Origin of the sequence: Clostridium grantii DSM 8605 (assembly GCF_900129965.1) — a bacterium.
GTDB classification, from domain to species: domain Bacteria; phylum Bacillota; class Clostridia; order Clostridiales; family Clostridiaceae; genus Clostridium_AF; species Clostridium_AF grantii.
In genome coordinates this window covers 1-13,616 of the sequence record NZ_FQXM01000044.1, presented here as the reverse complement: position 1 = coordinate 13,616, position 13,616 = coordinate 1, and the positions used below count along the sequence as shown (strand labels likewise).

At 28.0% G+C, this 13,616-nt stretch carries 12 protein-coding genes, 7 tRNA genes and 1 other RNA gene; 18 read left to right on the top strand and 2 right to left on the bottom strand.

Annotation, left to right across the window (positions count from 1 at the left end; genetic code table 11):
- Nucleotides 1-8: 8 nt before the first annotated feature.
- From BUB83_RS20015 to BUB83_RS19990, 6 genes are all read left to right on the top strand, one after another.
- Nucleotides 9-99: transfer RNA gene (locus tag BUB83_RS20015), tRNA-Ser, on the top strand.
- Between the two features lie 22 nt (nt 100-121).
- Nucleotides 122-212, top strand: a tRNA-Ser gene (locus BUB83_RS20010).
- A 16-nt stretch (nt 213-228) separates the two neighbouring features.
- Nucleotides 229-319, top strand: a tRNA-Ser gene (locus BUB83_RS20005).
- Between the two features lie 118 nt (nt 320-437).
- Nucleotides 438-514 (top strand) — tRNA-Arg (locus BUB83_RS20000).
- A gap of 150 nt (nt 515-664) precedes the next feature.
- Nucleotides 665-2,899, top strand: coding sequence for a sensor domain-containing diguanylate cyclase (locus BUB83_RS19995; RefSeq protein ID WP_073340877.1), 2,235 nt, complete (start codon nt 665-667; stop codon nt 2,897-2,899).
- A gap of 1 nt (nt 2,900) precedes the next feature.
- The gene (locus BUB83_RS19990; protein WP_073340876.1) at nt 2,901-3,632 is read left to right on the top strand and encodes an MBL fold metallo-hydrolase; all 732 of its coding nucleotides are present in this window, start codon (nt 2,901-2,903) and stop codon (nt 3,630-3,632) included.
- A 79-nt stretch (nt 3,633-3,711) separates the two neighbouring features.
- Here the strand turns inward: BUB83_RS19990 and BUB83_RS19985 are convergent, their stop codons facing one another.
- Together BUB83_RS19985 and BUB83_RS19980 are read right to left on the bottom strand one after the other, a co-directional pair.
- Nucleotides 3,712-5,313 carry an ABC1 kinase family protein gene (locus BUB83_RS19985; RefSeq protein WP_073340875.1) on the bottom strand — a complete coding sequence of 534 codons (1,602 nt, stop codon included), beginning with the start codon at nt 5,311-5,313 and terminating at the stop codon, nt 3,712-3,714.
- 53 nt (nt 5,314-5,366) lie between these two features.
- Nucleotides 5,367-5,666 (bottom strand): phasin family protein, encoded by a 300-nt coding sequence (locus tag BUB83_RS19980; protein WP_073340874.1) that lies wholly within the window; start codon nt 5,664-5,666, stop codon nt 5,367-5,369.
- Nucleotides 5,667-5,906: 240 nt separating this feature from the next.
- Between BUB83_RS19980 and BUB83_RS19975 the strand changes: the two genes are divergently transcribed.
- The 12 genes from BUB83_RS19975 to argB all read left to right on the top strand — a co-directional run bounded on the left by BUB83_RS19975 (nt 5,907) and on the right by argB (nt 13,136).
- Nucleotides 5,907-5,983 (top strand) — tRNA-Arg (locus BUB83_RS19975).
- A gap of 213 nt (nt 5,984-6,196) precedes the next feature.
- The gene (tadA, locus tag BUB83_RS19970) at nt 6,197-6,637 is read left to right on the top strand and encodes a tRNA adenosine(34) deaminase TadA (RefSeq protein ID WP_073340873.1); all 441 of its coding nucleotides are present in this window, start codon (nt 6,197-6,199) and stop codon (nt 6,635-6,637) included.
- A gap of 14 nt (nt 6,638-6,651) precedes the next feature.
- Nucleotides 6,652-7,839: a cation:proton antiporter gene (locus tag BUB83_RS19965; RefSeq protein WP_073340872.1), complete on the top strand. Its 1,188-nt coding sequence runs from the start codon at nt 6,652-6,654 to the stop codon at nt 7,837-7,839.
- A gap of 7 nt (nt 7,840-7,846) precedes the next feature.
- Nucleotides 7,847-7,937, top strand: a tRNA-Ser gene (locus BUB83_RS22085).
- A 155-nt stretch (nt 7,938-8,092) separates the two neighbouring features.
- Nucleotides 8,093-8,182: transfer RNA gene (locus tag BUB83_RS19960), tRNA-Ser, on the top strand.
- Nucleotides 8,183-8,185: 3 nt separating this feature from the next.
- Nucleotides 8,186-8,450: signal recognition particle sRNA large type (gene ffs / locus BUB83_RS19955), an RNA gene on the top strand.
- Nucleotides 8,451-8,598: 148 nt separating this feature from the next.
- Entirely contained in the window at nt 8,599-10,236 is a 1,638-nt protein-coding gene (dnaX, locus tag BUB83_RS19950; RefSeq protein ID WP_073340878.1) for a DNA polymerase III subunit gamma/tau, read from the top strand.
- 64 nt (nt 10,237-10,300) lie between these two features.
- The gene (locus BUB83_RS19945) at nt 10,301-10,642 is read left to right on the top strand and encodes a YbaB/EbfC family nucleoid-associated protein (RefSeq protein WP_073340871.1); all 342 of its coding nucleotides are present in this window, start codon (nt 10,301-10,303) and stop codon (nt 10,640-10,642) included.
- Between the two features lie 38 nt (nt 10,643-10,680).
- Nucleotides 10,681-11,277 (top strand): recombination mediator RecR, encoded by a 597-nt coding sequence (gene recR / locus BUB83_RS19940; protein ID WP_073340870.1) that lies wholly within the window; start codon nt 10,681-10,683, stop codon nt 11,275-11,277.
- 95 nt (nt 11,278-11,372) lie between these two features.
- Nucleotides 11,373-11,618 carry a DUF2508 family protein gene (locus tag BUB83_RS19935; RefSeq protein ID WP_073340869.1) on the top strand — a complete coding sequence of 82 codons (246 nt, stop codon included), beginning with the start codon at nt 11,373-11,375 and terminating at the stop codon, nt 11,616-11,618.
- Between the two features lie 62 nt (nt 11,619-11,680).
- Entirely contained in the window at nt 11,681-11,935 is a 255-nt protein-coding gene (locus tag BUB83_RS19930) for a pro-sigmaK processing inhibitor BofA family protein (RefSeq protein WP_073340868.1), read from the top strand.
- Between the two features lie 325 nt (nt 11,936-12,260).
- A complete protein-coding gene (gene argB / locus BUB83_RS19925) occupies nt 12,261-13,136 on the top strand; it encodes an acetylglutamate kinase (protein WP_073340867.1) in 876 nt (291 codons plus the stop codon).
- The last annotated feature ends 480 nt before the right edge of the window (nt 13,137-13,616 follow it).

Below are 13,616 nucleotides of genomic sequence, written 5' to 3'. Positions count from 1 at the left end.
ACATAAATGGAGAGATGGTCGAGTTGGTTTAAGGCACCGGTCTTGAAAACCGGCGAGCATGAGAGTGCTCCTAGGGTTCGAATCCCTATCTCTCCGCCAATTAAAATTATATAAAAAGTATGGAGAGATGGTCGAGTTGGTTTAAGGCACCGGTCTTGAAAACCGGCGAGCGTGAGAGCGTTCCTAGGGTTCGAATCCCTATCTCTCCGCCATATTTTTGTAAGGCATGGAGAAGTACTCAAGTGGCTGAAGAGGCGCCCCTGCTAAGGGTGTAGACCGGGAAACCGGTGCGAGGGTTCAAATCCCTCTTTCTCCGCCAAAACACTCAACATATGAGTGTTTTTTTATGGAATTAAATATTTAAAAACCTTTATTACACAGTTTAATTGATTTTTATGATTAATTGTGATAATATAAATTTGTTAATTTAATATTATGCATCGGTAGCTCAGTTGGATAGAGTAGCTGGCTACGAACCAGTTGGTCGGGAGTTCGAATCTTCTCCGGTGCACCAAAATAAGCCTAGAATTAATTAAAATTAATTCTAGGCTTATTTTCATATAAATTAAATAAAAATATATTTTCACCAAATATTTGAAATTTATGTATTTTTAATTTAAAATATAAATATAAAGTTTTTTATATATTAAATGAGGTGCTTTAAATGGAATATAAAATAAATAGTTTGATCGAACAGGCTAATAATGAAGAAGAAACAATAAAAAAAATAGAATTGTATTGTGAGATTTCTAAGGAACTTGAATATTATGATATAAATAGTTCATTTGACTTTGCAGTAAAAGGTTATAGTCTTTCAAAAAAAGTTAATTATATTGATGGAGTAACAGAGTGTTTATATAGAAAAGGAAGATGCACTTGGTTAAAGGGAGATTATAATAAATCAATAGATATTTTAAATAAAGCAATCATAGTAGCTGAAAAAAATAACCTATATAAAAACCAAGTTGAAATATATAATAACTTAGGAAATGTATATGTAAGTTTAGTAAACTATGATAAAGCATATAATTATTATCTGAAAGCATTAAAAGTAGAAGAAGATAATTATTTTACAAGTTATAAATATATTATTCTTAATAATATTGGAATAATATATAGTGAGTTAGGAAATTATGAAAAATCATTAGAATATTATTTTAGAAGTCAAATGGAATCAGAGGCTGTAAAAAATGAAAAATTTGTAAGTATACCATTAATAAATATAGCTAGTGTTTATAATAATCAGAAAAAATATGGTAAAGCTTTTGATTATACTAATAAGAGTTTAATAATATGTGAAAAGTATAATGATAAAATAGGAATTGCTCATGCATACAATTCTTTTAGTGAGATTAATTTAAATCAGAATAAAAAGAAAGAAGCATTAAAAAATTTAAAGAATGCTTTAAAGGTAGCAAAAGAAGTTGGGAGTAAAGACTTTGAAGTTAAAATTTTATTAGAAATAAATAAAATTTTAATGGAAGAGAAAGCTTTTATTGAAATATTTGATAATCTTCAACAAGCTTTAACTATTTACAATGAAGAGGAAAAAGACTCACAAGTTGCAGAAATATATAAACAATATGCTTTTATTTATGAAGAAATAGGTAAATGCGAAGTAGCTTATAAATATTTAAAAAAGTATATTGATATTGAGAAGAAAATTTTAAATACAGATACAGAAGAAAGATTAAAGAGTATAAATTTACTTTATAAAAGCGAAGAAGCAAGAAAAGAAAATGAGATTTTCCAACTTAAAAATGTTGAATTAAAAAGAAAAAAAGAAGAATTAGAAAAAGCTTATAATAATATTAGAATTATAAGTGAAATAGGCAAAAATATAATCTCAACTACCAATATAGGAAAAATTTTATCTCAAATATACTCACATATAAATAAACTTATGGATTCATTTGTATTTGGAATTGGAATCTATGATGAAGAAAATCAAAAAATATATAATGAATTTTTTATAGAAGATAATAAACGTCAAAAAAAACGTATAATAGATTTGAATGACCCTAAAAGTTACACAGCATGGTGTATGAGAAACAGAAAAAAAATTTTTATAAGCAATCAAGATTTGGAATATAAACAATATGTGGAGGAAAAATCATTTTATACATTAGGTGAGAAAACAAAATCTTTGATTTATTGCCCGCTAATAGTTGAAAAAAAATTAGTTGGCGTAATAACTGTACAGAGTTTAAAGGAGAATGCATTCAATACAAATACCGTAGATATAATTGAGGCATTAAGTTCTTATATTGCAATAGCAATAAAAAATGCTCAAAAATCAGAAGCTCTTTCAAAAGAAATTAAAGAAAAAGAAGAGGCCCAAACTAAACTAGTTTCATTAAATAGTAAATTACTTAATCTTTCACAAATTGATGGATTAACAGGTGTTGCAAATAGAAGAAGATTTGATGATTTTTTAGATGATGTATGGAACATATGTAGAAGAAAAAATACAGTATTATCAGTAGCTATAATTGATATAGATTTTTTTAAAGAATATAATGATAATTACGGACATATATTGGGAGATTACATAATTAAAGTTGTGGCAAAAACTTTAGATAGTACATTGGTAAGGAATAGTGATTTAATAGCAAGATATGGTGGAGATGAATTTATTGCAGTTATGCCAGATACAGATATAGACGGCATAAAAAATATTTGTACAAAAATGATAGAAAATATTAATCAATTAAATATTGAACATAGATTTTCAAAAATATCAAATAAATTAACACTATCCATTGGCGCAGCATGTATTATACCAGATTCAGATGAATGCATAGAAAAATTTTTACAACGTGCAGATATTGCTTTATATAAAGCAAAAGCAGCAGGAAGAAATAGATTAACTATTTTTTCAGAAGAAATAGGAGGGTAATATGAAAATTACAATAATAGGACAATGGGGAGCATATCCAGAAAAAGGTGAAGCTAGTACTTGTTATTTACTTCAAACTGAAAATTATAATATATTAATTGATTGTGGAAGTGGTGCTTTAGCATCTGTTCAAAAGTATATAAGTTTAGATGATATAGATGCTATATTAATATCTCACTATCATTGGGATCATATAGCAGATATTTTTCCATATCAATATAATACAGCTATCTCTTTCAATACTGGAAAAAGAAAAAAACCGCTAGAAATATATGGACACAAAAAAGATGATATGTTTCTTAAATTAAATTATAATGAATATTGTATTTCTAAAGAAATAGATGAGAAAACAATTTTGAATTTTGATAGTTTAAAAGTATCTTTTAATTGGTGTAAACATCCAGCACCAAGCTTAGCTATGAAATTCCAAGAAAATGGAAAGAGTTTTGTTTTTAGTGGAGATACTGAGTATTGTGAAGGTATAGTTGAAATTTCTAAAAATGCAGATATATTCTTATGTGAATGCTCATTTTATGACGAAGATTTTGGTAAATTAAAAGGACATTTAACAGCAGGAGAAGTTGGTGAAATTTCAAATAAAAATAATGTTAAAAATTTGGTGTTAACTCATTTTCCGCATTATGGAGAAATAAACATGTTAAAAGAACAAGTTTCAAATAAATTTAAAGGTAATATTGAAATGGCAAGTAAAGGTAAAGTGTTTGAACTATAATTTAAAAAGAACTAAAAAACAAGGTATATTTGTTTTTTAGTTCTTTTATTTTAAAGTAACTTTAATTAAAATATATGTATTAAAGTTTACCAGATCTCATTATTGAAATTAATAACCAAAATCCAAATAAAGCAGCAATAATAAAGCCAGTTATTCCAATAAAGGACATACCGTATATTTTAGGTCCTGTATTAGAATTTAAAATTAAAGCAGAGCCTATAATCATGGAAGAGATTATGAATGAAGATGCTAATCGATTAATCATTTTATTTAATGAGTTAACAGGATTGTCTAAATTTTTATGAACTAGCTGAAGTTTGAGGCGTCCATCTAAACTACTATTAATTAATTCAATAAGTCTGGAAGGAAGTTTTGAAGAGCTTTGAGTAAAAGAAACGAGTTTAATCAAAGAATCATCCAAAGAAAAATCATGTAAAAAGGAGTATTTATTTTTTGATTTTACGAAACCAATAGCTATATCCATTATTTTTAAATCAGGAGATAGTTTAACAACAACTCCTTCGAGTATTACTAAGCCACGCATTAATAACGTGAATTCTCTAGGCAATTTAATATTATTATCTTTTGCAACACTAAATATATCATCTAATAGTCGTGAAATTTTTATATTACTTAAAGAAGTTGATAAATAACTAACTAAAAGATAATCAACATCTTCATATAATTTATTACGGTTTACATGTGATTTACTAATGCCGATAGATATAAGTATAGAAACAAGTTTTGAAATGTCTTGATAAGCTATAGCTATTACCATTTCATTAAGTGAAGATTTTAAGCTATCAGACAAAGTTCCAACCAACCCAAAATCTATGTAATAAATTTTATTATCACTTATTAATATATTTCCAGGATGAGGGTCGCAGTGAAAATATCCATCATCGAAAATTTGTTTAAAATAAGATAGGGTAAGTTTTTTACCAATATCATTTAAATCATAATTATTCTTTTTTAATAAGTTAATATTATTTATTTTTATACCATGAACCATTTCCATAGTAATTATTTTTTCCGTACAGTATTTATAATAAATATTAGGTACAGACAAGAAGGATACATTTTTATTAAAATGCTTAAATTGATCAATGTTTTTTACTTCATTCTCAAAATTCAACTCCATTTCTGTTGCATAAAGAAGTTCATCTAAAGCATCTAGAGGTTCTATTAAGAAATCAGAAAATTTTGTTTTGGTTAATTTTATTAGTTTATAAAGTATGGAAATATCTAGTCGCATTTTTTCAGCTATTCCAGGGCGTTGAATTTTTACAATTACTTCTTCGCCATTTTTTAATTTAGCTTTATGTACTTGAGAAATTGAAGCAGATGCAATTGGTTTTTTATTAAAATCCAAGAAGATTTCATTTATGTCTTTTCCGAATTGTTGAAATAAAATTTCTCTTATATTTTCAAAAGGTTCTTCTATAGCACTATCTTGAAGTTTAGATAATTCTATAATATATTTTTCAGAAAGAATATCTGGTCTTGTACTCAATATTTGCCCAATTTTAATGAAAGTTGGACCTAATTCTTCAAAAGCTTTTCTTAGGTTAGCAGGATTATTTTTTTCTTTTTTTAATGTATTATCAACAATATATCCGAAACCGTAAGAAGCTAAGGTTCGGGCTATTTCTTTAAATCTTGAAACAGAATTTTTATTCATTTTAGACCTCTTATAAGGAATGCCCTAGCAATAAAGTTAGAGCATTATCTGTGTTATTTATTTTCTAATTTAGATAATCTAGTATCCATATTAATTAAATCTGATTTAGTTGCAAAGTTTAATTCATTTAGAACTTCTAGTAGAGATTCTTTGGTTAAAGGTATAGTTTTTTGTGGTTCTTTATTTTCTTTAGAATTAAAATTTCTTTTTAATTTCTCTGTTAATTCTTTACCTTCTTCTAAAGTTAATCTACCTTTGGTTATCAAATCATCCACTAAAGAATTAGCTTTTTCATAGGTATATGCAGCGGATCCAATACCAGCTAATATAATATTTTTAAATTCAGTTTTCATATTTATCAACCACCTTTTAATGATATTTATTTAATATGTATAATATAAATCTAAATAAAGTATGTACCTAATTGAAGTATATTATTATATTATTTCCAAAATATTAACAAAAAATTAATTTATAGTTAACTTATAGTTAATAAATCATATACTTTTATTTATTCTGTTTCGTAGTGGTGTTTTCTATATTAGTTGACAATGATTAAAAATTGGAATAGAATATTAAGGTAGTAAAAATAGGCATCCGTAGCTCAGTAGGATAGAGCGTCCCCCTCCTAAGGGGAAGGCCGGGGGTTCGAATCCCTTCGAGTGCACCAAATAAAAAGCAATAACCAAGAACAACTTGGTTATTGCTTTTTATTTGAATATAGAAATATTAATTTATATATATGATGTACTTGAAATTATATTTCAAAGGTATAATATAGAAATTAAGATAGTTAAATAAAATTAGGTAATACGAACATATAAAAATTTTATTTTAAAACTTAAGTTAGACGTATGTTTTGTTTATAAGGGAAAGGAAATGTATGAAAAATGAATTTTTAATAAAAGCATTAGAAGAAGCGCAAAATGCATATATTAAAGGAGAAGTTCCAGTAGGCGCTGTTATTGTAAAAAATGATGAAATAATAGCTATAGCGCATAATTTAAGAGAATCTTTAAATGATCCAACAGCTCATGCAGAAATTATAGCTATAAGACAAGCGTCTCAAAAACTTAACAATTGGAGATTAACAGGTTGTGAAATGTATGTTACCTTAGAACCTTGTCCTATGTGTGCAGGGGCTATTTTTCAATCAAGAATTAAAAAAATATATATAGGAACAGCGGATACAACTACGGGAAGTTGTGGAAGTATTTTAAATATACTTCAGAATGATTCATTTAATCATTTTACAGAAATTAAATGGGTTTATAATGAAGAATGTAGTAATTTGATAAGTTCTTTTTTTAAGGATAGAAGGTAAATAAGGGGGAAGTTATGGCTACTAGTTTAGGAATTATTATTTTATTAGGATTAATATCTAATTATATTTTTGAAAAAATTAAATTACCTGGGCTTATGGGTATGCTGATTTTAGGTGTTATTTTGGGACCGTATGGATTAAATATATTAAAACCAGAAATTATGAATGTTTCTTCAGATTTTAGAAAAATTGCATTGATAATAATATTGTTGAGAGCTGGTTTTGGTATAAGTAGAGATGATTTAAATAGAGTAGGAAAGACAGCGATAAAAATGAGTGTTGTTCCAGGATTATTTGAGGGAATGTTAATAGCTTTCTTATCAACAAAACTTTTAGGTTTTACTTTTATTCAGGGTGGGATATTAGGATTTATTATTGCTGCAGTTTCTCCAGCAGTAGTAGTTCCTCAAATGATAAACTTTATTGAAAATAAAGTAGGAACTAAAAAAGGAATACCTACATTAATATTAGCAGGAGCATCAATGGATGATGTAGTAGCCATAACAATATTTACAACTTTCCTAGGGTTTTATAGCGGAACTCACGTTAATATTGGTATCAAGATTTTATCTATTCCAGTATCAATTATTTTGGGAATAATTTCTGGTATTATTATAGGTTTTGTTATGGTAACAATATTTAATAAATATCATATTAGAGATACAAAAAAAATTTTATTGATTGTTGGGTCTGCAATAATGATAACTGCTTTTGAAGAATTATTGAAAAATAAAATTGAAATAGCTGGGTTACTTGGTGTTATGACAATAGGATTTATTGTTTTAGAAAAAATGCCTTTGGTAGGTAAAAGATTAGCTAAAAAGCTTAATAAAATTTGGGTTTTTGCTGAAATACTTTTATTTGTATTAGTGGGAGCGGAAGTAAATGTTTCAGTAGCTCTTGATGCTGGATTAATAAGTGTTATAATAATATTGATAGGACTTTTAGCAAGAGGGATAGGTGTTATTGTTTCTGTATCAGGTACAGATTTGAATTGGAAGGAAAGAATTTTTTGTGTAATTGCTTATATTCCTAAGGCAACAGTTCAAGCAGCTATAGGATCAATACCTTTATCGTTAGGTGTTAAAGGTGGGGAAGTTATATTAGCTATAGCAGTTTTATCTATATTAATAACAGCACCATTAGGAGCTATAGCAATTCATTATTCAGCTCCCAAATTGCTTGAAGTAGAACAAAATTAATTAATCAGGAGAAATGACCGAGAGATCGAAGGTGCCTGACTCGAAATCAGGTGAAGGTTTCATATCTTCCTAGGGTTTGAATCCCTATTTCTCCGCCATAAGTGTAAAGTAAAAAATAATTAAAAGTATAAAAAAGGATTAAAAAGAATAATATCTATAAATAACAAGATAATACATTTTAAATTTATTGATAATTGACTTGCAATAAAGTCGGTTAAATAGTATAATAAATTTTGCTTGATAAAAAAATTATGGAGAGATGTTCGAGCGGTTTAAGGAGCACGCCTGGAACGCGTGTGTAGGGGTAACTCTACCGAGGGTTCGAATCCCTCTTTCTCCGCCATTGTCGTGCTAGACGGGAAGTTAGCGGTGTCCTGTAACCTGCAATCCGCTGTAGCAGGGTTGAATTCCAGGCTTAGGCTTTAATTAGTGTGGCCTGCCTTATGTAAGTGGTGTTGAGAGCTGGGCCTTACGCAACGGAAGCTCATGAACCTCGTCAGATCCGGAAGGAAGCAGCGATAAGTGAGATTTTCCGTGTGCCGTGAGTCTACCTAGCTTGAGCCAACTGCATAAGTAACGCACATTGATTACTGTCAAAGCTTGGTGCACGACTTCAATTATGAAGCAAAAGTCTAAAGAATATCTTTAGGCTTTTTTTATACATATAATCAAAGTTTACTATTAATTCCTGTAATATTTATCTATATAAGATTTTTGTAAATTCAATGTGATATAATATAACAAAAGGTGGTGTTTATCCTGGGTTATACCGCGTTATATAGAGAATGGAGACCAAGAACTTTTACAGAAGTTGTAGGTCAGGACCATATTACTATTACACTTAAAAATCAAGTTAATCATGATAGGATTGCGCATGCTTATCTACTGTGCGGAACTAGAGGTACAGGAAAAACCTCTACAGCTAAAATTCTTGCAAAAGCAGTTAACTGCTTAAATCCTCAAGATGGCGATCCATGCAATAGTTGTGAAATGTGCACTAAAATTAATTCTGGTACGGCAATAGATGTTATAGAAATAGATGCAGCATCTCATAATAAGGTTGAACATATAAGAGATATTATAGATGAAGTTAAATATCCACCTAGAGATAGTAAATTCAAAGTATATATTTTAGATGAAGCTCATATGCTAACATCTGGTGCGGTAAATGCTTTTTTAAAAACATTAGAAGAGCCACCAGAACATGTTATGTTCATACTTGCTACAACAGATCCACAAAAGTTACCTATAACAATATTATCTAGATGTCAAAGATTTGATTTTAAAAGAATAAAAAGTGATGATATATTTAATAGACTTTCAAAAATAGTATCAGAACAGGGAATATATGCAGAAGATAAAAGTTTAAAATTAGTTTCTAGAATGTCTGATGGAGCTATGCGTGATGCTTTAAGTATATTGGACCAAGCGATATCTATGGGGGATGGAAAAGTTGAGTATAGTCAAATAATTTTAATGTTGGGATTAGTTACTAATGATAACTTAATGAATTTAACAGAGGCTATAATTGAAAAAAATATTCAACAATCAATTATATTAATAGATGATATAGTAATGAGTGGTAAGGATATTAGTTTATTTATAAAAGATATGATTCAACATTTTAGAAACACTTTGATGGTGAAAGTTAGTAATAATCCAGAAGAAGTATTAGATATGTCTCAGGAAAATATTTCTTTAATTAATGAGCAGGCACGTAAAATTCATATTGAAGAGATAATGAGATGTATTAGAATTTTACAAGAAACTGAAGCTCAATCCAAGTGGAGTAAACAGGCAAGAATTTATTTGGAAATGGCAGTTATTAAAATGTGCAAAATTGAATATGATACTTCTAATGAGGTTCTTTTATCTAGAATAGCAAAGATAGAAAGGATTATAAGAGAAGGTAAAATAAATATTGTAAATAAAAGTAATGAAGTGGCAGAATCAAAAATTAAAGATAATTCAAAAAAAATTAGAAGTGAGTATAGTAGTAAAAATTCTATTATAGTAGAAGAAAATACAGAAAAACTAGAATATAATATAGAATCTAACTTAACAATTGCACATGTTCAAAAGGCATGGAAGGATATAATTGACATGTTTAAAGCGAAAAGACATATGATTATTTATGCATCACTGATTACAGGCACTATAGAAAGCTGTAAAAATGGTGTTGTTGAAATAAAATATGATGAACAATATTCCTTTAATAAAAAAAGATTAGAAAGAGAAGAGAATAGAACAATAATTGAAAAAGTTTTTAGTGAGGCACTAAAAGAAAAGGTAAGAATAATATATACTATAGATAAAAAAGAAGATGAAATTTTTCCGGAACTTGAAATGATAAAGAATGCTTTTGGAGAAGATTTTGTTGAGGTAATTGATGAATAAATAAGTAAATGGTAAAATGTTAAAAGGTTTAAAATTAATAATCAAATACTTAGGAGGTAGAACAATGGCTAAAGGCGGTTTCCCAGGAATGGGCGGAATGAATATGAATAGTTTAATGAAACAAGCACAAAAAATGCAACAAGATATGGAAAGAACACAAAGTGAATTAGAAGAAAAAGAATTTGAAGCATCTGCAGGTGGCGGAGCGATTAAAGTAATAGCTAATGGAAAGAAAGAAATTATTAATATATCTATTAAACCAGATGTAGTAGATGCTGATGATGTTGAAATGCTTGAAGATTTGATAATGACAGCATGTAATGCTGCATTGAAAAAAGCCGATGAAGAAACTGCATCAGCAATGAAAAAAATCACAGGTGGATTAAACATGCCTGGAATGTTCTAGTTTCAATATAGAATATTTTAATTATATGAGGTGAAACAATGGATTTTTATCCAGTGGCAATAGAAAAACTAATAGAAGAATTCGCAAAACTTCCAGGAATAGGATACAAGACAGCACAAAGACTTACTCTTCATGTTCTTAATCTTCCAAGAGAAGAAGTAGTTGGTTTTGCAGAAGCGTTAGTAAAAGCAAGAGGAACCATTAAGTATTGTTCAGTATGTGGAAATTATACGGATTCAGATCCATGCTCTATTTGCTCAAATCCAAATAGAGATAATAGCACTATATGTGTAGTAGAACAACCTAAGGATATAAATACATTAGAAAAAGTTCAGGAATTTAACGGAAGATATCATGTTCTTCACGGTGTTATTTCTCCAATGATGGGAAAAGGACCTGATGATATTAATCTTAAAAATTTAATTAAACGCATTAATGATGAGTTGAAAGAAATAATTATAGCAACTAACCCAAATGTTGAGGGAGAAGCTACTGCTATGTATATATCAAAAATTCTTAAGCCATTTGGTGTTAAGGTTACTAGAATTGCTCATGGTATACCAGTGGGTGGAGAATTAGAATACGCAGATGAAGTAACGTTAGCAAAAGCATTAGAGGGAAGAACAGAATTATAAAATAGTAAATATAATAAAAAAAGTTTTAACACAATTGTATAAACCTCCATTTTTTTGTCTATTATTATAATAGATGAGAATATGGAGGTTTTTTTATGGAAAATAGAATTGATGATTATTTAGTTGATGATATTGATTTAGAAGATAATAGAAAATTAATACAAGCTATACAGAAAATAAAAATTGAATGGGATTGTGATAGAGATTATTTTGAAAGTGTAAAAGAAGAATTATTAATTGACTATGCGATATTCAAAGAAAGGGCAACTAGAGCTAAGTATATGTATTTGTTAAAAATAGCCAAAGAAAAAGGTGTAAGTTTGCAATATACTATAAAATAATTATACAAGTTTTATGATTTTATGGCATAATATTAATAAAGGTTATTAATGGGAGGTATGTTATGGAGTCTTTTGTTTTTTTTATAGTGGGTATAGTTCTTTTATTCTTAGTAGGAAAAATAATTTCTTTACCAATTAAAATACTATGGAAACTTATTGTGAACGCAGTTTTAGGTGGAATATTACTATTAATATTTAATTTTATAGGTGGTCTCTTTAATTTATCTATAGCTATCAATTTTTGGACAGCTTTGATTGCAGGATTTTTTGGGATTCCAGGGGTTATATTTTTAGTTATATTTAAGTACATACTTTAGGCTATATTGTTTAAAGTTAACTTTTACCATACAAAATGATACTATCTCTTAGGTAGTGAGCAGTTCACAACACAGTAATAAAAAATCCTTATCATATTAAATGATAAGGATTTTTTTAAAATACATTATTTTTACAAATACAGAAAGAAAAATAATGTATAAAAATACTTCTAAATGAATATTTACAATTCATCAACAAGAAAGTATACTATTAAATATAAAGAATTATAGTATTAAAAGTGCATAAATATGTATAAATAGAAATAGATACATTTAAAGATAATGTTAATTTATTAATATAGAAGTTAAATTAAGGGGGATATATATGTTCAAAAGAGGAGAAGATTCTAATATGGGAAAGGCACAAGTATTGATTCAAGCATTACCATACATTCAAAAGTATAATGGAAAAACAATAGTTGTCAAATATGGTGGTAATGCAATGATAAATGAGCAATTACAAAGAGATGTAATAAATGATATAGTTTTGTTAAGTTGTGTTGGTATAAAAGTTGTGGTAGTACATGGTGGAGGACCTGCAATTAATGAAACTTTAAAAAAAATAGGCAAGAAGAGTGAGTTTATAGATGGACTTAGAGTTACAGATGAAGAAACTATAGATATTGTTCAAATGGTTTTAGCTGGAAAAGTTAATAAAGATATAGCGGCATTAATAGTAAAAAGTGGAGGAAATGCAATAGGTTTATGTGGACTGGATGCTAACTTATTAAAAGCAAAGAAGTTATTAAAAGAAGGTAAGGACATTGGATTTGTAGGAGAAATTGTTGATGTTAATGAAAAGGTAATAGAAGATTGCCTTGCAAGTGGATATATACCGGTAATTTCTACTGTAGCATTAAATGAAGAAGATGGAAAGACATATAATATAAATGCAGACTACGCAGCTGCAAAGATTGCTGTTAAATTAAAAGCGGAAAAGCTTATGTTACTAACTGATGTTCCAGGAATTTTAAGCGATATTAATGATTTGAAATCTTTGATTTCTGTTGTTAATGTTGAAGAAGTTCCAAGTTTAATTAATAATAAAATTATAAGCAGAGGCATGATTCCTAAAGTAGAATGTTGTGTAGAATCGGTTAATGGTGGAGTTAAAAGAACACATATAATAGATGGAAGAATACCACATTCAATTTTATTAGAAATATTTTCAGATATGGGTGTTGGGACTATGATTGAGTAGAAACTTATAAAAGAAAAATAATTGTAATAATTGATTTTAAAAGTGTATAATTTGGAGTTCATAGAGAATACTATATTTAGAGCAACAGATTCAACTTAAACTGTTCCAGGTGTATCAATACGAGGAATAGTTTGAAATATGAAGAAAATAAAAGAAAAAAGCATTTAATATCTTCAAATGGTCATTGATGAGTGAATATGGGTTTTTATAATTTGATAAGATATTCCTTGTCGCCAAGAGAAATCGCGAAAGTGGTTGAAAAAACAAATAAGAAAACTCTTGACAACAAAGAAAAAAAGTGTTAAACTAATATAGCTGTCGCAAGATAGCGAAAAGATTTAATTTGATCTTTGAAAATTAAACAGAGAATGATAGAATAAATTCCAGTAATGGATTCTATGTAAAATGCCAGTCAATAATTTAAGTAAATGAGTAAACAGATTAAACTTTTTAAATTGAGAGTTTGATCCTGGCTCAGGA